This window comes from Amycolatopsis sp. cmx-11-12, assembly GCF_046269425.1.
In the GTDB taxonomy this organism is placed as follows: Bacteria; Actinomycetota; Actinomycetes; order Mycobacteriales; family Pseudonocardiaceae; genus Amycolatopsis.
The window spans coordinates 222874-245008 of sequence record NZ_JADNQM010000007.1 but is presented as its reverse complement, the minus strand read 5'-3'; the positions used below and the strand labels follow the sequence as shown (position 1 = coordinate 245008).

The 22135-nt window shown below is 64.5% G+C and carries 17 protein-coding genes; 12 read left to right on the top strand and 5 right to left on the bottom strand.

The annotated features are described in order from the left end of the window. Positions 1-56: 56 nt before the first annotated feature. A complete protein-coding gene (locus tag ACLARN_RS12590; RefSeq protein ID WP_409491526.1) occupies positions 57-860 on the bottom strand; it encodes a pentapeptide repeat-containing protein in 804 nt (267 codons plus the stop codon). 269 nt (positions 861-1129) lie between these two features. Here ACLARN_RS12590 and ACLARN_RS12585 point away from each other — a divergent pair, with 269 nt between their 5' ends. Further along, complete coding sequence (locus tag ACLARN_RS12585; RefSeq protein ID WP_409491525.1) at positions 1130-2311, top strand: S8 family peptidase; 1182 nt, start codon at positions 1130-1132, stop codon at positions 2309-2311. Between the two features lie 452 nt (positions 2312-2763). Here ACLARN_RS12585 and ACLARN_RS12580 read toward each other — a convergent pair whose 3' ends face one another. Continuing rightward, positions 2764-3591 carry an SGNH/GDSL hydrolase family protein gene (locus tag ACLARN_RS12580; RefSeq protein ID WP_409491599.1) on the bottom strand — a complete coding sequence of 276 codons (828 nt, stop codon included), beginning with the start codon at positions 3589-3591 and terminating at the stop codon, positions 2764-2766. Between the two features lie 153 nt (positions 3592-3744). Here ACLARN_RS12580 and ACLARN_RS12575 point away from each other — a divergent pair, with 153 nt between their 5' ends. Then, entirely contained in the window at positions 3745-4968 is a 1224-nt protein-coding gene (locus ACLARN_RS12575) for a helix-turn-helix domain-containing protein (protein WP_409491524.1), read from the top strand. Here ACLARN_RS12575 and ACLARN_RS12570 read toward each other — a convergent pair. Further along, the gene (locus tag ACLARN_RS12570; RefSeq protein ID WP_409491523.1) at positions 4927-5772 is read right to left on the bottom strand and encodes a helix-turn-helix transcriptional regulator; all 846 of its coding nucleotides are present in this window, start codon (positions 5770-5772) and stop codon (positions 4927-4929) included. The two genes, ACLARN_RS12575 and ACLARN_RS12570, sit on opposite strands and share 42 nt — an antisense overlap. An 85-nt stretch (positions 5773-5857) precedes the next feature. On the opposite strand from ACLARN_RS12570, the gene ACLARN_RS12565 reads away from it, so the two are divergent. Then, complete coding sequence (locus tag ACLARN_RS12565; protein ID WP_409491522.1) at positions 5858-6634, top strand: SDR family NAD(P)-dependent oxidoreductase; 777 nt, start codon at positions 5858-5860, stop codon at positions 6632-6634. A gap of 183 nt (positions 6635-6817) precedes the next feature. Here ACLARN_RS12565 and ACLARN_RS12560 read toward each other — a convergent pair whose 3' ends face one another. Together ACLARN_RS12560 and ACLARN_RS12555 are read right to left on the bottom strand one after the other, a co-directional pair. Further along, positions 6818-7147: a hypothetical protein gene (locus ACLARN_RS12560; protein ID WP_409491521.1), complete on the bottom strand. Its 330-nt coding sequence runs from the start codon at positions 7145-7147 to the stop codon at positions 6818-6820. 1386 nt (positions 7148-8533) lie between these two features. Then, on the bottom strand, positions 8534-9259 hold the full coding sequence (locus tag ACLARN_RS12555; RefSeq protein ID WP_409491520.1) for a class I SAM-dependent methyltransferase: 726 nt from the start codon (positions 9257-9259) through the stop codon (positions 8534-8536). 332 nt (positions 9260-9591) lie between these two features. On the opposite strand from ACLARN_RS12555, the gene ACLARN_RS12550 reads away from it, so the two are divergent. The 9 genes from ACLARN_RS12550 (at position 9592) to ACLARN_RS12510 (ending at position 22133) form a co-directional block, all read left to right on the top strand. Continuing rightward, positions 9592-10482, top strand: a complete 891-nt coding sequence (locus tag ACLARN_RS12550; RefSeq protein ID WP_409491519.1) for a ParB/RepB/Spo0J family partition protein — start codon at positions 9592-9594, stop codon at positions 10480-10482. A 989-nt stretch (positions 10483-11471) separates the two neighbouring features. Further along, on the top strand, positions 11472-12368 hold the full coding sequence (locus ACLARN_RS12545) for an N-acyl homoserine lactonase family protein (RefSeq protein WP_409491518.1): 897 nt from the start codon (positions 11472-11474) through the stop codon (positions 12366-12368). Continuing rightward, positions 12346-14232, top strand: coding sequence for an FAD/NAD(P)-binding protein (locus tag ACLARN_RS12540; protein ID WP_409491517.1), 1887 nt, complete (start codon positions 12346-12348; stop codon positions 14230-14232). The genes ACLARN_RS12545 and ACLARN_RS12540 overlap by 23 nt, the downstream gene beginning before the upstream one ends. Then, positions 14229-15209, top strand: a complete 981-nt coding sequence (locus tag ACLARN_RS12535) for a class I SAM-dependent methyltransferase (RefSeq protein ID WP_409491516.1) — start codon at positions 14229-14231, stop codon at positions 15207-15209. Before ACLARN_RS12540 ends, ACLARN_RS12535 begins: the two co-directional genes overlap by 4 nt. A gap of 43 nt (positions 15210-15252) precedes the next feature. Further along, positions 15253-15645, top strand: a complete 393-nt coding sequence (locus tag ACLARN_RS12530) for a cupin domain-containing protein (RefSeq protein WP_409491515.1) — start codon at positions 15253-15255, stop codon at positions 15643-15645. Positions 15646-15805: 160 nt separating this feature from the next. Further along, positions 15806-17014, top strand: coding sequence for a YbfB/YjiJ family MFS transporter (locus ACLARN_RS12525; protein ID WP_409491514.1), 1209 nt, complete (start codon positions 15806-15808; stop codon positions 17012-17014). A gap of 118 nt (positions 17015-17132) precedes the next feature. Continuing rightward, entirely contained in the window at positions 17133-17294 is a 162-nt protein-coding gene (locus ACLARN_RS12520; protein ID WP_409491513.1) for a hypothetical protein, read from the top strand. Between the two features lie 250 nt (positions 17295-17544). Next, positions 17545-18855 carry a KamA family radical SAM protein gene (locus tag ACLARN_RS12515; RefSeq protein ID WP_409491512.1) on the top strand — a complete coding sequence of 437 codons (1311 nt, stop codon included), beginning with the start codon at positions 17545-17547 and terminating at the stop codon, positions 18853-18855. Between the two features lie 314 nt (positions 18856-19169). Further along, positions 19170-22133: a family 16 glycoside hydrolase gene (locus tag ACLARN_RS12510; protein ID WP_409491511.1), complete on the top strand. Its 2964-nt coding sequence runs from the start codon at positions 19170-19172 to the stop codon at positions 22131-22133. The last annotated feature ends 2 nt before the right edge of the window (positions 22134-22135 follow it).

The following is a 22135-nucleotide window of genomic DNA, read 5'->3' as shown; positions in this document are numbered from 1 at the left end:
CTCTGGATACGGTAGTTCGCGATGCCAACTACCGCATCCAGAGGACGAAACGCGGGTTACCAGTGCGCGGGGTGGGAGAGCGACTCCGGCAGCTTCGTGGCCGCGTCACCCTTCGCGGCGTCCAGTTGCGACTGGATGAGGAACAAAGCGTCGCGCAAGTCCGCGCCCCGGAGGTCGGCGTCGCGCAGATCCGCCCCGATGACGTCGGCCTGCCGCAGATCGGCGCCTCGCAGGTTCGCGCCGATCAGGTAGGCCCCGCGAAGAAGCGCGCCGCGCAGATTCGAGCCCTTGAGCTTCGCGCCGATGAGGTCGGCGCCGCGCCGGTCCTTCTTCTTACCCGGCACATCGGCGCGGGCGAGTTCGCTCGCCCGCAGCAGCAGGGCGTTCACCGCGCCCCGGTGCGTGTGGACGTCCAGTTTTCGCAGCACACCGGGCGTTTCCAGCGTCATCGCCTCGGTCTGGCCGATGACCGCCGCCAGATCGTCGCGGATCGCCGCGGACGTCGGCAGGGTGGCCGCCTCGGTGAGGTAGTAGAGCAGCTCCTGCAAGTCCCGCATGACCGGGAAGACCGCGAACATCGACTTCGCCGTCTTCGGCGCCTTCCGCCAGTCCTCGCCGTCGAAGGTGATCTGAGAGACCTTCTGGCCCGCGCCGAAACAGTCGTAAACCGTGCAGCCGGTGAAGCCCGTCTTGCGGAGCTTGTCGTGGATGCCGCACCGGGAGTCCTCGCGCAGATTCGGGCACGCCTGTCCGGCCGGTTTGGTGATCGCGAAATCGGCCGACGCCGCGAAGGCCGGGACGACACAACACAGACCGAAGCAGTTCTCGCAGTCGGCTCGCAGGCTCGAAGTGACAGGCACGGTGGTTCGGACTCCAGATACTCGGCAGGTGTTCCGTCCACAGCGTACGGCGGGGCCGACGTGCACTTTCCGTGCAGGGCACCCGCCGCCAATGGCCGCCAGACGAAGGTCGGGTCCTGCCCCATTCAGTCGATATCGGACATGTCAAACGCTCAATAACCTCGATCTTCGTGGGACTCGGCAGGTGCCGTCCCATGTGGTCGCGCTGGACCGCTTTCCGCCGCTGTGGTCTTGACCGGCCGGTCCCCTGCTAATGACAGGACGAACACATGCGAGAGATGAGACAAGCGCGTTGGCTGTCCCGCGCCGGTATGGCGAGCGCGGTCGCAGTGGCGATCAGCGTGACCGCCGCTCCCGCGCAGGCCGCCGAGGGACAGATCCTCGCCGCGGGATCCCCCGAAGCGATCCCGAACAGCTACATCGTCACGCTGAAGGACTCCGGCGTCGTGAGCACGCTGGCCAGCCGCTTCGGCGCGAAGGTGGAGCAGGTCTACAGCAGCTCGCTCAAGGGCTTCTCCGCGACACTGTCGGAGAGGCAGGCCAAGCGCCTCGCCGCCGACCCGTCGGTGGCCTCCGTCGAACAGAACCAGGTCGTCCACGCGAACGCGACGCAGGTCAACCCGCCGTCCTGGGGTCTCGACCGCGTCGACCAGCGCAACCTCCCGCTGGACCAGCGCTACAGCTACACCTCGACCGGCGCCGGCGTGAACGTCTACGTCATCGACACCGGCGTGCGGATCAGCCACCAGACCTTCGGCGGCCGCGCCCGCAACGGCTACGACTTCGTCGACAACGACGCCGTCGCCCAGGACGGCAACGGCCACGGCACCCACGTCGCCGGCACCATCGCCGGTTCGCAGTACGGCATCGCCAAGGGCGCCACGATCTACGGCGTCCGTGTGCTCAACAACTCCGGCAGTGGCACCACCGCCGGGGTCATCGGCGGCCTCGACTGGGTCACCAGGAACCACGTCAAGCCCGCTGCGGCCAACATGAGCCTCGGCGGCGGCGCCTCCACCACCCTCGACGACGCCGTCCGCCGGTCGATCGCCGCGGGCGTCACCTACGGCGTGGCCGCCGGGAATTCCAACGCGAACGCGTCCGGCTTCTCCCCCGCCCGTGTGAGCCAGGCGATCACCGTCGGCTCGACCACCAACACCGACGCGCGGTCCAGCTTCTCCAACTACGGCAACCTGGTGGACATCTTCGCGCCGGGCACGAACATCACGTCGTCGTGGCACACCAGCGACACCGCGACGAACACCATCAGCGGCACCTCGATGGCGACCCCGCACGTGGTCGGCGTCGCGGCCCGTTTCCTCCAGAACAACAAGACCGCCACGCCCGCGCAGGTGGCCACCGCGCTGATCAACGCGGCCACCCCGAGCAAGGTGACCAACCCGGGTTCCGGTTCCCCGAACCGGCTCCTGTACTGGGCGCCGACCGCCTGATCGACCGAAAGTCCGTGAAGGCCTCCTTCCCTACCTTGAGGATCAGGGTCCCGGCAAAGTCGAGATCTTGCAGGTCAGGCGGCTATTCGCCGCCTGCGTGAGGCTGACGGAGAAGGAATCGGGACGTTGAATGTCCCCATTCCCTCACCGTCAGCGGGCACACCGATTGCGGAGCCCCCCGAGCGGGGGAGAATCCGGCCGTTCAACGTCCGGAATCCTCCCCACTCGACCCTTTCAGGCACCAGCGATGCCAAGCCCGGATCACCAAGAGCAGCGCTGACCAGCAGCCCTGCGACTTTGCCGGAACCCTGACCTTGAGAGTAGGAAAGGAGGCCTTCACTACGTTGCCGCAAGCCCCCTTCAGCCCGCACCCGGGATGAAAAGGCTGTTATGAACGGGACTTTCATTGCAAATTTTGCAATGAAAGTCCCGTTCATAACAATCTCGAAGGATCAGAGCACCTTGCGGATGCTCGGCACTACGGCCGCGAGTCCGGCGGCGTTCGGGTGCAGCGGCGCGAAGCTGTTGTTCACCACCGACGGGATCAGTCCTTCGATCCACTTGACGCCGATCGGCTGACAGGCGTCGTGGCCGATGCTCGGTGTCCGGATGTCGACGTACTCGGCGCCGTGCGCCGCGGACTGCTCGGCCATCCGCGCGTTGAGCCGGTCGATGTTGGCCTGGATGTAATCCGCGTCCTGCGGCAGCACCGGGACGACCGGCCAGCAGCCGCCGGGTTTGATCCCGGTCGGGTAGCCGACCATGACGATCTTCGCCTGCGGGGCGCGCCGCCGGATGGTCTCGATGACCGTGCCGTATGTCGCGGCGAAGGCGTCGATCTTGTTCGCGTACTTGTCTACGCCGCCCGCGGTGTTGGCCGCCTTGCACGACGTGCCCACCGGAAGCAGGTTCACACACGACGTGGCGAGCCCGACCAGCCCGACGTCGTTGCCGCCGATCCCCACGGTGACCAGTGTCGTGTCGGCCGAGAGAGCGTCGTACTGCGGCGGGTTGGTGCCGGAGATGATGCCCTTCTGCGGGTTGGGGAAGTTCGTCGTGGTCGCGGCGCCACAGGTGACGTCGCGCAGTTCGTCGACCTTCAGCTGCTTCGCCAGCAGGCCCGCGTAGTTGATCGAGGACCGTGCGCAGGTGAGCAGATCGGACTGCGGCAGGACGACGGAGCCGGCGGAGAACGAGTCCCCCATGGCGACGTACACCTGACGTTCCACCGCGAGGGCCGGCGTCCCGATTCCGACGAGGGTCAGCGCGGTGCCCGCCACCGCGGCGATACGAGCGAATCTTCTCCAGCGAGAACGTGTCACTGCCGCCTCCTGCATGCGTCGTCGAATGCTGGGGACAGCGTCCGCCGGGCGGTGGGTGATTCACTAGATTGCAGCCGCGCGTTCTTGTCCGGAGTTTTATAGGTTGCCTCTATGGCTACGTCGTCGGCACAGCCGTGGCGGCGGCTGGACGCCTCGGTGCTGACCCGGCTGGAGCCGGACACCGCCGCGATCGCGTCCGCCGCGATGGACCAGGTCCGCGCCGGGCTCCGGACCCCGCTGGACGAGCGGACGGCGGCGAACCTCCACGTCACCCTCGACGTCGCACTGGACACCTTCTTCAGCGAGATCGGCCATCCCGACATCACCACCGACCGCGAGGTCTACCGCGCACAGGGCCGGGCCCAGCACACCGCGGGCCGCAGCCTGGAGGAGATGCTCGGCTTCTACCAGTCGGCCGCGCTGGGGGTCTGGCGGCAGCTCACCTCGGCGGCGCCCGCCGTGGATCTGCCGACCCAGGCGATCGTCGAGCTCGGTGAGGCGCTGTTCGCTTTCATCGCGGAACTTTCGGCCGCGGCCGCCGACGGATACGCCGAAGCACGGTCACAGGCGGCGCGGGCCGGGCAAGCGCGGCGGGACCGGCTCCTCGGCCTCCTGCTCACCGAACCGGCTGTCCCCCGCGACGTGCTCGACGACGCCGCGAGCCAGGCCGCGTGGGTGCTGCCCACTCGTCTCGTCATCGCCGTCACCAGCGCCGATGTCGCACCGCGGTTGCTGGACAGGATGCCGGGACGGGTGCTGATCGGCCGCCACCACGACCTCACGGCCGTCGTCATGCCCGCCGACCGGTTCGAGTGGTACCTCGGCAGGCTGCGTGACCTCCTCGGCCGTGAACAGGCCGGGGTCGGCCCGGTGGTGCCGCTGCGCTCGGCCGCGCTCAGCGCCCGCCGGGCGAGTGCGCTGTGGCGGCTGACCCGCACCGGCGCACTCGGCGACAGCGCCCTCGTCCACACCACCGATCACCGCATCGACCTGCTGCTGACCGCCGATCCCGAACTCGCCGCCGAGTTCGCGAAGGACGTCCTCGCGCCACTGTCCGGTCTGCCCGAACCGGCACGGCAACGGCTCACCGCGACCCTCTCGGCGTGGCTCGCGCGCCCTGACCAGCCGCAGGCGATCGGCGGCGAACTGCACGTCCACGTCCAGACCGTCCGGTACCGGATCCGGCAGCTGCGGACACTGTTCGGCGGCACGATCGACGATCCGGCCGGCCGGTTCGCGCTGGCGATCGCGCTGCGCGTCGATCCACTGGTATCGAGGGAACCTACAAAACGTTCAGAGCGGGACGTCCATCCGCTGCGTCCCGACGACCGATAGCAGCCGCAACGCCTCCTCCGACCGGCTGCCAGGCTCGGCGGTGTAGATCACGACCTGCTGGTCGCGGTCGCTGATGTCGAGGACGTCGCAATTCACCGAGACCGGACCCACCATCGGATGCTGAAAGGTCTTGCACAAGGTGGGGGCGGCACTCACGTCGTGCGCGGCCCACAGCCGCGCGAACGCCTCGCTGCTGTCGAGGAGTTCGCTGATCAGGCCGGTGAGTTCGGGATCGCCGGGATAGCGGCCGGCGGTGGCGCGCAGGTTCCGGACCGCGCTCGCGGAGAACTCGTCGACGTCGGACACCCCGTACATCCGCCGCCCCGGTGAGCCGAGGAACGCGCGCCGGACGAGGTTGCGGTCCCGGCGCGACAACGCCGAGAAGTCCTCCATCAGTGCCGCGGCGAGATCGTTCCAGGCGATGACCTCGTAGGTCGCGGACAGCACGATCGCCGCGGCCTGCGGAAGACGCTGCAGCAACGCGAGAATGCTCGGCCGGACCTCACGGGACGGTCCCGGCGGCGGCCCGGGCGGGGCACCCGCGAGGTGATGCAGGTGATCGCGTTCCGCGTCCGACAGCCGCAACGCCCTGGTCAGCCCCGCCAAGACCTCCCGGGAGGGCTGAGGACCGCGGGCCTGCTCCAACCGCGTGTAGTACTCGGTCGAGATGAACGCCAGCTGCGCCACCTCCTCGCGACGCAGTCCCGGTGTGCGGCGACGCGGCCCGGCGGGCAGGCCCACGTCGGCGGGGGTGATCCGCTCGCGCCTGCTGCGCAGGAAGTCGCCCAGTTGTCGTCTGTCCACCCCTCCAGTGTGGACGATCGTGGCGCGCCAGCCAGGTACCGCCGATGCCTGGATAGGTTCTCGGTGCCGGTGAACTCTCGACGGCATGACCAACACAACTGTTTCGGGCCTGCTGGACGGCAAGGTCGCTTTCATCACCGGCGCCGGGCGAGGGATCGGCGCCGCCGCGGCGCGGCTGTTCGCCAGGGAAGGCGCCAAGGTCGTGCTCGCCGCCCGCACCGAGACCCAGTTGAAGACCGTGGCCGAGGAGATCCGCGCGGCGGGCGGCGTCGCGGACCATGTGGTGTGCGACCTGGGTGACTCGGCGAGCGTGCGCGCGGCCGTCGACCGTGCGGTGGACCTGCACGGCAGGCTCGACGTCGCGTTCAACAACGGCGCGACGAACGTGCCGCCCGGTCCGATGGACCAGGTGACCGAGGCCGATTTCGACCGCATCTACGCGGTCAACCTCAAAGGCCCGTGGCTGGCGATGCTCGCCGAGATCGCCGCGATCCGGGCCACCGCGGGAACCGGCGCGATCGTCAACAACACCAGCGTCGGCAGCCTGATGGCCAACCCGGACCTCCCCGCATACGGCGCGATGAAACGAGGCCTCAACAGCCTCACCGCCTCGGCCGCCGCCACCTATGGCCCGGAAGGGATCCGCATCAACGCCGTCGCCCCCGGCACGACCTTGACCGAGATGTTCAACGAGTGGGTCGAGGCCTCGCCGGGCATCCTGGAGCAGCTCAACGCCCAGACCCCGCTGGGACGCGTGGCCGAACCCGAGGAGGTCGCGGAGGCCGCCGCGTGGCTGCTGAGTGACCGTTCCTCCTACGTGACCGGCACGGTCCTGCGGGTGGACGGCGGCATGCTGTCGTGAGTGGCGATTGTGTCTTGGGTACCTCCTAGGTTCGGGCTTCGGCTGGTCGCGGGTCCGGTCCGTGAAGGCCTCCTTCCCTACTCTGAAGGTAGGGAAGGAGGCCTTCACGGACTTCAGCCGACAAGGGCACCGGTACCGAGAGAGTCGGGGCTGTCGTGAGTGGCGATCACCCCGCTAGTCACGCTAGCTCGCGGGAAGCTTCGACTCGATCTTGGTCAGCCGGGCGATGATGTCGTCCACCCTGGCTTGCTCGTGGTTGAACTGTTCCCCGTTGTGGTTCTCACCCTCGACACCCGCGGACATCTGCAGCACCCGGTTCAGCACCCGATCCCACTGCCACTGCGGAATACTGGCGAGGTTCTTGTTGGCCAAGAGTTCTTCGACCTTGGCCAGGCGGGCGATGATGTCGTCCGTTCTGGTCTGCTCGTGGTTGAACTGTTCCCCGTTGTGGTTCTCACCCTCGACACCGCGGACATCCGCAGGACCCGGTTGAACACCCGATCCCACTGCCACTGCGGCACCTCGGCCATGTCTTCCCCCTGTTTCTTGGTCCACCATGTGGTCTCCTTGCGGGCACCCGCCCACGAGAAGCTGAAATGGACGTGATCGGTATGCGGCGAAGGACCGGAGTACCGTGTCCAACCCGCCCGCGCGTTGTACGCTTCCCAAATTCGACGATTCCAGATGACGTACATGATTCCGAAGCGCCGGACGAGCGCATGCTCGTTACCGTGCCTGTCCGTGGCGAGTAACCAGGTGAGCAGATCGTTGGCGATGTGCTCCTGGCCATTGACGTTGACACCCCAGTCCCAGGCGCGCCCTTCCTTGTGCTCACTGTCGCCACCCACATTGCAGGCGCGGCTGATGCCCAGATTTGTGGTTCCCGAATAGGCGGCAAGCACGAGATCGCGAAACTCCACGACACCGGGCTTAGCTGTCGGATCGCATTTCTTAAACGGATCAAAGGCGGCATAATTATCGATCTCCCGCCCAAAATCCGGTGCGGGTGGTACCATAACCGCTCCTTTCGATGAGGTTTCTTCTATCCAGTGTCGCGACCTGGCAGAGAAAACACCTCGCTCAAATGATTGAATCGGCGTAATACCTTGGAATGAGCATCGGCGTGCACGGCAGTCCGCGGGATCGCTTCGATCGCCGCCATATGCTCCGTACCCCCGTGCCCGAGCGGCACGAGTGCGATGGCGAGTGAGTTTCCGAAAGCCGTCAACCGAATACTCGACCTCGGGCGGGACACGGTGCCGAGTTCCTCGGCGGAGCAGTCAAGGACGCGGCCCGCCGGACAACTTTGTTGTACGAGGGTATTGCGCACGACCACGAGATCGGACGTGAGGGCAAGGTCGACGCCTCCTGGCACGAGCCGATTCACGACCTGCACAGAAGCCGTAGTGAGGACGCCAGTTGTGGTGGTGGCGCGGGGCGAGCGGGTGACCAGCTCTTGGGGACAGCTGTCCAGGACGCCGTAGCACCAGTCCCATCCCCCGGCCTGCCGTGTGACTGGACGGCGAGACCCGAGGCTTTCCACAACATCTTCGCCCGCTACCTGCAGTTTCTCAGCAGATCCTGGCTCAAGTGTTTCGCGTTTGCCAGTCGCGAAACTAGTTACGCGCTCCGCCAGCGCGAAACTAGAGGGACTTGAGGACGCCGTGATAATGCCCCTTATGACTGAGCATCGAGGAGACACGGATTGTTGGGGCTCGATCCGCCGCTGCGCTCGCTCAGAAGTGGGCACGGCGGATCGCGAAAGCGCTCGCGCGAATCAGGAAGCGCCGGGGTGGCGACACCCGGACGACGGATTTCGGCGCTCAGCGGCGATCTGAGAGCGTTTTACCTGGTCAGAGGCTTGCTTTTTCACCACTGGCGGCGCGGTGGCCCCCGGGCCTAGACAGCCTCGAGGACGAAGAACAGAAAGCTCAGGAAAGCCGTCTTCCCCGCGAGCTCTTCCGGGAACCGCTCGCGAGCGCCCGGCGCGGGGTAGGGCTCGCTGACGACGGCTGTTCGGAAACCGGCCGCGGTGAAGGCGTCGGTCATCGCGTGCAACGGCCTATGCCAGAAGGTGAGCTCGGCTTGCTGGCCGTCGAAGGTGTACTGGCCGACCCACTTGACGGTCGCGAAATAGTCGGCCTCGGGATAGAGAAGCTTGAAGATGAACGGGTGGTTGACGGCCATGATCAGCCTGCCACCGGGCTTCAGTACGCGCCGGATCTCGGCCAGCGGCGCGGTCCAGTCCTCGAGGTAGTGCAGTACGAGGGCCGAGATGACATCGTCGAACTCGCCGTCGGAAAACGGTAGCGGGTCGCCGATGTCGGCGACCCGTAGGGCGGCGTCGCCGCCGAGTCGCTTCCGGGCCAACTCCACCATCTTGGCGCTGGAGTCGAAGCCGGTCATGATGGCACCCCGGTCGAGCAGTTCCGCGAACAGAGGGCCTGCCCCGCAGCCGGCGTCAAGGATCCGCCTGCCTGCGACGTCCCCGGCCAGGTCCAAGATCGCGGGCCGCGTGTAGTAGGCGTTGTTCAGACTGGTCTCGGTCTCTGCCGCGTACGCCTCGGCAAAGGAGTCGTAGTCGTTTTCCACGGGCTCGGCGAAGCTCTCAGGACGAGTAGGCATATGGCCCAATATGGCACAACGCGGCAGCCGTTCGTCCCTGTTTGTCGATGGCATAGTTACAGCATCTGAGAACATTCGCAGTCAAGCGGCGAAGGTGCTATCCGCAGGGCAAAAGGCCTGCCCTGCCATCGGGACTATGGAGCTGTGATGGTCGAGGCCAGGGTGTACCTCTGCCGCGGGGTAGGGGTTGGACTTGCGGGTATCCGGTGAGATGAACCGCCGGCTGGCCTGGATGGGCAATTGCCAACCAGGGATCCTGTCTGCGACAGTGGTAACTCGGCCGGAGGTGGACGACTCGGCATCTTGGGGTGGGGGAAACGGTGTCAGATTCAGTGTCGCTGGATGCGTTGATGCTTGCCGACTCACCGCGGCTTGACGGGGAGGACCCGAAGCACGTCGAATTGCTCGCCGGGGCGGGCGCAGATCTGCCGCCGGTTCTTGTGCATCGGTCTACTATGCGGGTGATCGATGGGACACATCGAATCCTCGCTGCCCGCCTCCGTGGAGACTCGGAGATCTCGATTACCTACTTTGACGGTACGGATTTCGAAGCGTTCGTGCAGTCCGTACAGTCGAATGTGCAGCATGGCCTCCCGCTTACTCGAGCAGATCGCGAGGCGGCGGTCTTGCGGATACTGGAGTCGCAAGCCGCATGGTCGGATCGGGCCATAGCCGAGGTGACAGGGTTAAGCGCGCCGACGGTAGGGGCGATCCGAAGCCGTGCGACTGACAATTCCTGTCAGTCGCACGCACGGATCGGCAAAGACGGCAGGATACGGCCGCTGACCACCGCGGAAGGTCGACGGGCAGCCGCCAAGATCATCGCTGAACGACCAGATGCCCCGTTGCGCGAGATCGCGAGCACGGCCGGAATCTCGACTGGGACGGCCCGCGATGTCCGCGACCGGCTGCGACGCGGTGACGATCCAGTGCCGATGAAGTATTCGAAAAACAAGGTGCTCCCGGAGCCGCCTCGGCAACGCTCGGCCGGCCCGGACTTGCAGGGCCTGCGCAAGGATCCTTCATTGCGGTTCAATGCCGTCGCGCGGACCTTGCTTCAATGGCTCAGTATCTGCGACATCAATGATGACCAGCGACACAATCTCATTCAGGGCGTCCCTGAATACCGTCGCGACAACTTCGCCGAACTCGCCTTGGTGTGTGCCGAACGATGGAGAAATCTCGCCGAGGAACTGAGGCAGCCGAATCGTAATACCGGATAGCGACACTTCGACACTCTGAAGAGGCGGCACGTTCGACAGCTGGGCAATTGTGTGCTGGCCTGACGTGCGGTGTACACGCTCTACCCGGCTGCCTCTGATGAAATCCTCCCTGGTGACCAACCGGTCCGTGAGCTGGCCGCGGACGGTGTCGACGTCGCCGTGGCCAGCCGGGTATTAGACGTGCCACGCTCGGGCTATCACGAATGGCGTGACCGGACACCCTCGCCCCTGGGAATGCCGAACTTGTGCTCGGACTGGGCGTGGCTCCGGACCCTGGGCTGCACCATCCGCTGCGCCGCCGTCATGGCCGCCTACTCCCAGCGCATCATCGGCTGGTCCATCGTCAATCACATGCGGACCGAGTCAATGATCGAGGCGCTCGGCCTGGCCACTCTCCGCCGCAAACCCCACTCACCGCATGAGCCTTCGGCCCGCCTGAATCATGCCCTCAATGGGCAGCGTAGGCGATTGTTACGACAATTCCATGATGGGAATCGTTCTGGGCACGTCTGCCCTCTGCCGCCGGAGGCATGCTGTTCCCAAATCATCAGGACAGCAGCAGGGTCAGAGACCGGCTCGGTCCGATTGGCCTGCTCACCAACAACGCAGGCTGCCTCGGGGGTTCGATCCCGGGACCGTGCCGCGGTGCGGTGCGGTGACCAGGGACATCGTTCAGGGATGTGTCGGGCCATCGGCCGGGTCTTTTGCACCGTTGCAGTCCGCAATGGACTGCCCTTGTGGCACAAGGATGAACGGCAAGTCTGGATCGAGCTCGCGCAGCCGTAGGTAGTTGATGCATTTGATGAGTCAATGCGAACTATTGCCGTGAGTGTTTGATATCCGCTATGTTATATAGCCATGATCTACCTAGGTCTACCGACAGTCGCAACCATGCTCACTGCGTCTCTCAAATCCTCGCTTGCGCGATTCTGCACAACCGTCGGCGGCCGTCTTCCGGCGGGCATCACCGGTCCCGGCGGAATCCTGTGGTGCGCGAACGCCGTCGACCCTTCTTTCCTGGCGGCCCGGCGATGACCCCGGGCGTTTCCGATTCGCCCGTTTACGAGGTTTTCGCCCTGCGATACGCCTCGCACTACGGCCGCAAGAGCGCCGCCAACTTTCTCGGCGAGGATCCGCTCCATGGGTCGGAAATGCCGCTTGACTTCTTCGTGTGGCTAATTCGCGGGCAAGGGCGCACTGTGCTGGTCGATACCGGTTTCACGCCTGAGACCGCTATCCGGCGTGGTCGGCACTACCATGCACATCCGCTCGATCTTCTGGGGCGTTTGGGTGTCACCGCCAATGATATTAGCGACGTAATCGTGACCCACATGCATTATGACCACGCTGGAAACATTTCCGAATTTCCTGGCGCGCAAATTCATATGCAAACCACCGAGATGCAATATTGCACAGGTCGTAGCATGCAGCATTCGCAATTGCGAAAGAACTATGAGTCCGTCGACGTGGCTGCCGCCGTGCAGAGTCTTTATGAGGGTCGGCTACACTTTGTCGACGGTGACGAGGAGATCGCGCCAGGCATCTCCGTGCACCTGTGTGGTGGTCATACCAAAGGTCTGCAGTACGTCACCGTTGCCACAGCGCGCGGGGAGATCATACTCGCCAGCGATGCCACGCACTATTACGAAAACATTCGTCGGCGCCTGCCCTTCCCGAGCTTTGTTGACTTCGAGGAGTATCTCGACGGTTACGAGCGTATCGCGGCGCAGGCCAAAGATCTCGATCGCATCATCCCGGGACACGATCCGTTGGTCCTGACCGCATTTCCCCCCTCTCAGTTCAGTCCGGACATCGCGGTGGTGCACGCCAACCCGGTCACACGTCTGACTTTCGAAGATTCGCGTGCCGGCGCAGCCAATGTCTAGCTTCCGGCTTGCCATCATTGGCGGCGGCCCCCGGGCGCTGACCATCCTTGAGCGGCTTGTGGAGCACAGGAAACGGCTACCTCACCACGTAAGTCTCGATGTGGTGGTGATTGATCCTGGAAATCTCGGTGAGGGAAGTCATCCCACGGATCAGCCCAGCCACCTTCTGATCAACACCCTCGCGTCTCAGGTCACTATGCGCCCGCCGCTGAGTTCCGTCGGAGATGACAGCACGCCATCGGTGCGCGACTGGGCCGCTAAACAGCGCTATCGCCGGCACCTGGGCGGAGCCCGGGCTCCTGACAGGCGTGAAGAGCAACCAGTGGCGGAGCGGAGCCACCTCCCTCGCGTCCTCCTTGGCGAGTACCTGGCTGCCTTCGGCCGTGAGGTCGTCTCCGCGCTTCCTCTCAATATCCGTGTCCAGCACGTGCGTGCACGGGCAATTGATGTGCGGTTCGAGAACGATGTGTACGCGATTGATCTCGACAACGGGAAGACGGTCTTTGCGCACTATTCCGTGCTTGCCATGGGACACGGTCAACGTGCGCAGACAGATGAGGATCGGCGGCTAGCCGCCTTCGCGCAGGATAAAGGAGCCGCGAACCCACATCTCACCTACTTCGCGTCTCCCTATCCCATTAGCAAGCTGGACGCGATCACAAGTCACGCGCGTGTGGCGGTCCAGGGTCTCGGTCTTACTGCTCACGACGTGGTTTCGGCGCTTACCCTGGGTCGTGGTGGCAGGTATCGGACCGAGAAGGGCAAGTTGGTGTATAAAGCTTCTGGACGTGAGCCACGGCTCTGGCTCTGCTCTCGTCAGGCACTGCCTTTCGCCGCCCGTGGTGTCAACCAGAAGGGGCAGACCGGACGCCACATTTGCCAGTTTTTCACGCCTCAGGCCGTCGCTCGACTTCGTGCCCGCGCCATGGCACTGGGCGATGCGCGGATCGATTTCAGTACTGATCTTCTACCGCTACTCATTACCGAAATGGCCTATGCCTATCGGACCGCGGAACGTAGTGAGCACGTCGACGCGACCGGCTTCACGCCGACGCCGGAGGAAATTCGTTTGATCCGGCAGATCTTGTGGCCACTGGAAGACGAGTACTTCAGATCGCCGGTAGAGTTTCGCCGATGGTTCCTGGCATTCATGACAAACGATCTCGGCGAAGCGTATCGCGGTAACCGCACAAGCGGCGTCAAGGCCGCGACGGACGTCTTGCGGGATGCCCGCGAGGCGTTCCGCGCGGCGGTGGAGCATGGCGGCTTGACGCCGGCCTCACATCGCTATTTCGTCGAGCAATTCGATCCGATCGTGAACCGGGTTTCATTTGGCCCTCCCCTGCGCCGCAATGAAGAATGGATGGCCCTGTTCGAAGCTGGAATCCTCGATGTCGCCGGTGGTGCTGCCAGCAGGATTGAGACGCCCGATAATGAGCACAACTACCGGATTTCGTTAGATTTCCCCGATGGTCCCGTGTATATCCCCATCGACGTGGTAATTTCTGCGAGACTCGACAAGTACTCGCCCCATACTGACTCTTCTCCCCTGTCGGCAAACCTTTTGCGACGTGGCCTGGTTAGGCCATTCATGAACGGGGAGTATCATCCGTCCGGGATCGACATCGACGAGAACCTACGTGTAAAAACGGCTGACGGTCGAGTTCGATCCAGGTTGTGGGCAGTCGGGTTCGTGGTCGAGGGGCCGCACTTCTATACACACGCCTTGCCGCGTCCGGGAATTGCGTCGAGGCAGACCGTCGATGCCGAACGGATCGTACTCGGGATTTTTGACGATATCGCCACAGCTGGCACTACGCGCTCGACGGCTACGCCTGATGTTCGTTCGGAGGCAGTCCGATGACCAGCAGCAACTACATATCTGATCTTACTTTTCAAGGATATCTACAGGAGATTCGCTCAAAGCACCCCAGCCTATACGAACTGCTCGACCCAGAGCGCATAGAGACCGATGCGGTCGAGGACTACCTCAAGGAACTGAACACGTTGTCCTGGGAGTTCGAAGACCAGGAGACAGGAGGCCGCGGGCTGGCTTGGAGCCAAGCGCAGAACAGCTCGAACAGCCGGCGGGTTGGCATGACGAGCCTCCTGAAGTGGTTCTCTCCAGCTTCTCGCGAAATCCCCGGATCGGCCCTTCGGGTACTTGACGTCCTCGGCGGCAGCGGCACCATTGCGCGGTTATCGGCGACCCTCGGAAATGATGCTCCTACCGTATTCACGGCTGATATCTCAAACCTGATGATAAGCTCTTGTCGCGCACGTGATCTGCCCTATATTCGCCAGTCCGCGACTAGAAGCCTGTTTCGAGACGACTCATTGGATGGCGTTCTCATTGGGTATGGTACGCAACTTCTGAGTCCGCACGCCCGGCAGTTGGCCGTCTTGGAAGCATACCGCACGCTCAAGCCCGGATCCCGGCTTGTGCTGCACGCATTCGAGGCCGGCCAAGGCGCCGCGCGGTTCTTCGACGATGTTGTGCATCCATATTCGCGCACGGGTCACCCCCATGAACACCTCACTCGCGCAGAGATCCGCGGTCTCTTTGCGGACGCCGGCTTTGGCGATATGAAAATGTGTGATATGCATGACCCGTTTATGCTGGAGGGGCAGACGGCTGGGGAGGCAAGACGCAACGCACTCATGCATTTATACAGCGCATATGACCTCTGCAATATCTCAGGCTCACAGCAAGACATCGAGGCGAGGCTTGAAGCTCTCGTCGAGGAGACGCTCGGACCAATCTCGGTTCGACGCGAGCAAGAGCACTACATCGCGGAAGTCCCGCGCACCGCCCTGGTGGCAATCGGTGTCAAGATGTAGTGACTGACAAGAGAACGCACGCAACCACCCTAGGAGGAGTAGCATGCGAGACGTCGAAGCATCCAACGAACCGACCATCGGGACATCGGCCGGCGCAGTACATGTCCAGGGAAATATCAAGCGGACGCTTTTGCAGAGGACCGAGTTTCCCAATGGATACATCATGAACACGAGCATCATCGAGGTCCCGGCAGGCACGAGTGCGTCGCCGCACACCCATCCCGGTATCGAGACTGGCTACGTGATCGGTGGCGAGTTCTACTTGTGCGTCGAAGGCCAGCCTGATCAGCATCAGCCAATCGGCAGTTCCTATACGGTTCCTGCTGACGCTGTGCATTACGCGAAGGTGCCCGGCCCTGATCCGTTGAAGGTGCTGTGCTTCTTCGTCGTCAACGACACCAAGCCGCTCGCTACAGTGGAAGGGGCTGCTCCGTAACGGATGTGAGCCCAGTCTGAGTCCAAGAGGGCGTCTCCAGGGCATGCTAGCGAGCGGCAATGTTCATCGAGCTTGCGGAGTCAAGCTTCACAACCGCGTCTTGAGGTAATTGGCAGTGACAGCAGATTCACCCCCGGAAGCTGACGACAGTCAAAGGCGAATGTGGCGGGAGGTCATCACCGCGCTGGGGTTGTCCGGGGGTGCAGCGGTCGCTTTAGGGCTCTCCCGGTTTTCTTATGGCTTGCTGCTGCCGCCGATGCGCGCGGACCTGGGATGGACGTATGTTGAAGCCGGCGCGATGAATACCGCGAACGGCGCTGGCTACGTCGTGGGTGCACTCGTAACGGCATGGATGGCTTATCGCTGGGGTATGGCGCGTACGTTTCTCCTGGGTTTCTCCGTAAGTGTCGTGATTCTGCTGGTTACCGCCACCACCACAAATGTGGTTGCCCTCATTGCTTTGCGGACTATCGGAGGCGGTTCGACGGCTCTTACCTTTATCCTGGGCGCCGGATTGGCATCCGCGATCTGCCCGGCGCAGAATCCGCGCCGTCGCGGCACGCTTGTCGGTCTCTATGTCGCAGGTGTTGGTGTCGGCATTCTCCTGGCCGGTGTGGCCATTCCCATCGTTCTGAGCAGTGGTGCGCAGCAGTGGCCAGAGGGATGGATTGTTCTCGGCCTCATCGGCGCCGCGTGCCTGCCGGCAGTGTGGTGGGCCGCCCGTAGTGTGCGAGAGCCGACGGGCGGCCGCATCGCTTTGTTGGGAGGTCGGGAATTCCGCCAGATCGCGCCAACATTCATCGGGTACGGGCTGTTCGGAGCTGGCTACGTCGGCTACATGACGTTCATTATCGCGCTGTTGCAGGAGCAGGGGCGCAGCAGCGGACAGGTGATTTGGTTCTGGTCTGTATTGGGGCTTGTGTCGGCCGTAGCGACCATGCTGTGGGGAAAGGTACTTGGAGTCATTCGGGAGTCTCGGGGGCCGTCCATGGTGTTCGCGACGGTCATGCTGGGCACGTTGCCTGTTCTTGTCTTTCCTGCGAGTCCGGCAGCGATGTTCCTCTCTGCGATCCTTTTCGGGGGCAGCTTCTTGGCAGGTCCGACCGCAATTACCATTGTGGCGCAGCGGCAACTGCCAGTCTCGTCGTGGACGGCGGCCATCGCGTTGCTGACTGTCGCGTTCGCGTTCGGGCAGGCCGTCTCCCCAGTGTTGGCGGGTGCGATTTCTGACGCCACAGGAAACATCTCTGCCGGCTTCTGGGTGTCGCCGGTGCTGCTGGCGGCCGCCGCAGGCGTGAACCTACTGCAGCGTTCAGCCGCTGATCAGATGAGCCGATCGCACGACGGATACAGCGGTCGGCCCACCTGACCTCAAAGCCCAGGAGGAACGGCATGCCCTACGAATACCTGCTCATCAGCGTGCACGGCGAGGGCCCGCTGAAGACCGGCCTGGTTCAGCTCAACCGAATGCCCTCAACGACCGGGTCATGGACGAACTGGGTTGCGTGAACAGGGCGTTCGAAAGCGCGCTGTCCGAGGGGCTGACCTACGAGCGGCGCAGGTTACATGCGTTGTTCGGCACGGAAGACCAGCGTGAAGGTATGGATGCCTTCCTCACCAAACGCACACCACAGTTCAAGCACCGCTGATACCGCGATCAGTCGGCTGACCCGGAAACGGAGAGTTGACGCCGAGCGCTGGCTTTCTTGACGCTCTTTTCTCGAGGAGGAACACGACGACCATGAACGCTGAGCAGCGAAGACGCCCTCACTGCGCCGACTCGCTGGCCCTGCCCCACGTAGCGCGGGGGCCGTCCAGGATTGGAGAGGGCTTCGCGGCCTTCGTCAGCGGAGTGAAGGTGCGCACGTGACCCTGATGGATACTGCCCAGACAACCTCCATGAACCGCGGGTTCCGTGCCTTCACCGCGAGACACCTGGACCAGCTGACCGTCCGCGCGGGGTTGTCGCCCGCCGAGCGGCTGGCGGTGCGAGCCGTGGCGGAGGTTTTGCCGTTTCGGACCAACAACTACGTGGTCGATGAGTTGATCGACTGGTCATCGGCCCCTGACGACCCGATATACCGGCTGATGTTCCCGCAGAAGGACATGCTGCCGGAGGAGGACGTCGCCCACATCGCCGGCCTGCTGCGACGTGCCGCGCCGCGGCACGAGGTCCAGCAGGCCGCCCATCGGGTGCGGATGCGGCTTAACCCGCACCCGGCGGGTCAGGTGCAGCTCAACAGCCCGGTCTTGGACGGACATGTGTTGGAGGGTATGCAACACAAGTACCGCGAGACGGTTCTGTTCTTCCCCCGCCAGGGGCAGACCTGCCACGCCTATTGCACTTACTGCTTTCGTTGGCCGCAGTTCGTCGGTGAACCTGGCTTGCGGATCGCGGCCGACGGTGGCGTCCAGGCACTCGTCGATTACCTGCTCGCACACCCCGAGGTCACCAACGTGCTGATCACGGGTGGCGACGCGATGATCATGAGCGCGTCGGTGCTGCGGCAGTATGTGGAACCCCTGCTCGCACTCGAACAGATCGAGTCTGTCAGGGTCGGCACCAAGGCTCTGGCGTTCTGGCCGCGCAAGTTCGTGACCGACCCGGGCGCCGCGGACCTGCTCGCGCTTTTCGAGCAGGTCGTCCGCTCGGGCAAGAATCTGGCCCTGATGGCCCACTTCTCCCATCCGCGAGAGCTCGAAACCCCGATCGTCGAGCAGGCGATCGCCAGGATCCGGAGCACCGGGGCCCTCATCCGCACCCAGGCACCGCTGATCCGTTCCATCAACGATTCGCGGGAGGTGTGGGAATCGATGTGGCGCCGGCAGGTGCGCCTGGGCATGGTCCCGTACTACATGTTCGTGGAGCGCGACACCGGTCCTGCGGACTACTTCGCGGTGCCGCTCGCGCGTGCGCATGAGATATTCCGCGGTGCCTATGCCGCGGTCTCCGGCCTGGCGCGGACCGTGCGGGGACCCTCGATGTCGACCACGGCGGGCAAGGTCTGTGTGGACGGGGTGGTCGAGCTGGCGGGCCGTAAGGTCTTCGCCCTGCACTTGATCCAGGCCCGCAATCCCGACCTGGTCGGCAAGCCCTTCTACGCCGAATACGACCCTGCCGCGGCCTGGCTGAGCGATCTCAAACCCGCCTTCAGCGACCGGTTCCCCTTCGAGGAAAGCCCCGGTCCCGAAGCGTCCGTCTACCAGTAGCCGTGGTGCGCGGCCACCCGGCAAGGCCCGCCCAGCACGTTTGGTTTGTTCCACGGACGGCGATCTCGCGTGATCAGACGGCGGTTACGCGTGATTGGACGGAGATCTCGCGTAACCGCCGTGTGGCCCGGATTCGATTAGTCAAGAAGTCGCGACCGGCACCGGGACGGGACCTGCCCGATCACACAAGATCGCACACTTTCGCAAATCTTCGACCATCTTTCGTTGACTGCGCGCGAAAGTCCTCGCTAGCTTGAGGTGACGCGGTTGTTGCGCAGCGGAGCCGGGAACCGCGCCTGCCGAGGAGGAGCCCCATGCGGCTGCCCGTCGCCCTGCTCACCGTGGTCCTGGCCGTCGGGTTCCCCGCCCCGGCCCTCGCGCGGCCCGAAATCCCGCCGCAGGAACCGGGAGTCACGATGCGCGTGTTCGACGTGCAGGTTCCCCTGGAGAAGTACTGCACCCTCAAGCCCAGCCAGACACCCAACGTCGACAAGCTCATGCCGACGATCGATTGGTCCACCGCCGCGCAGTTCGGGTTCGCCGACCGGTTCGTCACCGAGGTCACCGGCTACCTCAAGACGGGTACCGTGGGCAGGTACGACTTCCGGCTCACCAGTGACGACGGCGCCAGGCTGTTCCTCGGCGACGCCCAGGTCATCGACCACGGCGGCAAGCACGGGGCGACACCGAAGGACGGTTCGATCCAGCTCGGCGCCGGTGATCAGCCGCTGCGCATCGACCACTTCGACGCGGACTTCGACCAGCGGCTCAAACTCGAGTGGAAACCGCCGGGCGCGAGCGATTTCACCGTCGTGCCGACCTCGGCGCTGAGTACCGACGCCGAGGTCACGCGGGTCACCTCCCCCGGGCGCAAGGTGTGCGAGGGGGTCGACGAGTCCCCCGGTGACGGTTTGCCGCTGACCGGGGTGCATCCGAACTACACGCTGACGGACTTGCGCCCCAAGGGTTTCGAGCCGCAGGTGACCGGGATGGACTGGCTGCCCGACGGCAGGTTGGCCGTCTCCACCTGGGGTGGCGGCCGGGAGACCGTGCTCGGCGAGGTGTACCTGATCGACGGCGTCACCGGTGCCACCGATCCGTCACGAGTGACGTTCAAGAAGATCGCCGGGAATCTGCGGGAGCCGATGGGGCTCAAGTACGTCGACGGCACCATCTACGTGTCCGAGAAGCATCAGCTGACCGCGCTCGTCGACACCACCGGTGACGAGGTCGCCGACGAGCAGCGCAGGATCGCGACCTGGCCGTTCGGCGGCAACTACCACGAGTTCGCGTTCGGTTTGCTTTACCGTGACGGGTTCTTCTTCGTCACCACGGGTATCGCGATGGTCCCCGGCGGAGCGACCGCCGATCCGCAGCCCGTCGCCAACCGGGGCTCCACGCTCAAGATCGACAAGGTCACCGGCAAAGTGTCCTCTGTGGCCGGTGGACTGCGGACACCGAACGGCCTCGGGTGGGGTCCGGACGGCGACGTCTTCGTCACCGACAACCAGGGCTCGTACGTGCCGACCTCGAAGCTGGTGCGGATCAAACCGGGCCGTTTCTTCAACCATCACACCAATCCCGACGGCCCGTTCGACGACCGGCCGGTGACCGAGCCCATCCTGTGGCTGCCGCACGGCGAGATCTCGAACTCGCCGAGCAATCCCCTGGTCCTGCCCTCGGGTGTGTTCGCCGGGCAGATGGTCTTCGGCGACGTGACCTACGGCGGCTTGCAGCGCGCGTACCTGGAAAAGGTCGGCGGCGAGTACCAGGGCGCGGTGTTCAGGATGACGCAGGGACTGGAGTCGGGCGTCAGCCGGATCAGTCTCGGCCCGGACGGCGCGATCTACACCGGCGGCATCGGCTGGCAGGGCAACTGGGGTCAGGAGGGCAAGCTCAAGTACGGCCTGCAAAAACTGTCCCTCACCGGCGGCGACGCGTTCGACATGCGTGCCGTGCGCGCGATCGGCGGCGGTTTCGAGATCGAGTACACCCAGCCGCTGTCGGAGAAGACCGCGCTCGATCTGACGTCGAAGTACAAGGCCGCCCAGTGGCGGTATGTGGCGACGCCGCAGTACGGCGGACCCAAGGTGGACGAGGAGACGTTGAAGGTGACGTCGGCGGCGCTGTCCGCGAACCGCAAGAAAGTGACGCTGAAGGTGGACGGCCTGAAGCCGGGGCGCGTGGTGCATCTGCACTCCCCCCGTCCGTTCGCCGCGGAATCCGGTGCGGAACTGTGGAGCACCGAGGCGTGGTACACGATGAACAAGCTGCCCGACGGTTCGGTTCCGCCGCCCGAGTACGAAGCGGAATCCGCCAAACTGGCCGGTGGCACCGGGTTCAACACGAACCACAGTGGCTATTCGGGCACCGGTTTCGTCGACCGCAACTGGGAACCCGGCGCGAGTACCACCTTCGCCGTGAACATCGCCAAGGCCGGCCGCCACGATCTCGCCCTGCGGTACGCGAACGGGCCGAATCCCAGCCCGGAACCGGTGAGCAAGTCGATGAGCCTGTACGTCAACGGCCGGAAGCAGAAGCAGATCTGGCTCGCGAGCACCGGCGCGTGGAACCAGTGGGCGACCCACGTCGAATCCGCGGTGCTGCGGCCCGGCGCGAACACGATCGCCTTCGTCCACGAGCCACAGGACAGTGGGCATGTGAACCTCGACAAGCTCACCGTCACCCCGGCCAAGCGGACGGTCCTCTTCGACGGGAAGAACCTCGACGCGTGGGAGTCGGCAGGTGGTGGCCCGGCGTCCTGGCCGGTGGCGGGCGGCTCGATGGAATCGTCCGGCGGTGACATTCGCACCAAGGAGAAGTTCGGCGATTTCCGGATGCACGCCGAGTGGTATCAGCCGCACTACCCGCCGGAGCAGACCGGCCAGGCCCGCGGCAACAGCGGCGTCTACCTCCAGGAACGGTACGAGATCCAGGTGCTGGAGTCCTTCGGTGTCACCGCGCCGAAGACCGACGACGCCGGCGCGATCTACACGAAGAAGGCGCCGGACGTGAACGCGGCCACCGCGCCGGGCACGTGGCAGACCTACGACATCAGGTTCCGCGCGGCGCGCTACGACGCGAAGGGCACCAAGATCGCCGACGCGCGGGTGAGCCTGTGGTGGAACGGGAAACTGGTGCACGACGACGTCGCGATCGACGGCAAGACCGGGGCCGGTCGGCCGGAGGATCCTTCGCCTGCCCCGGTCCGGTTGCAGGACCACGGTGATCCCGGGGAGAACCCGCGGTTCCGCAACGTCTGGATCGAACGGCTCTAAGG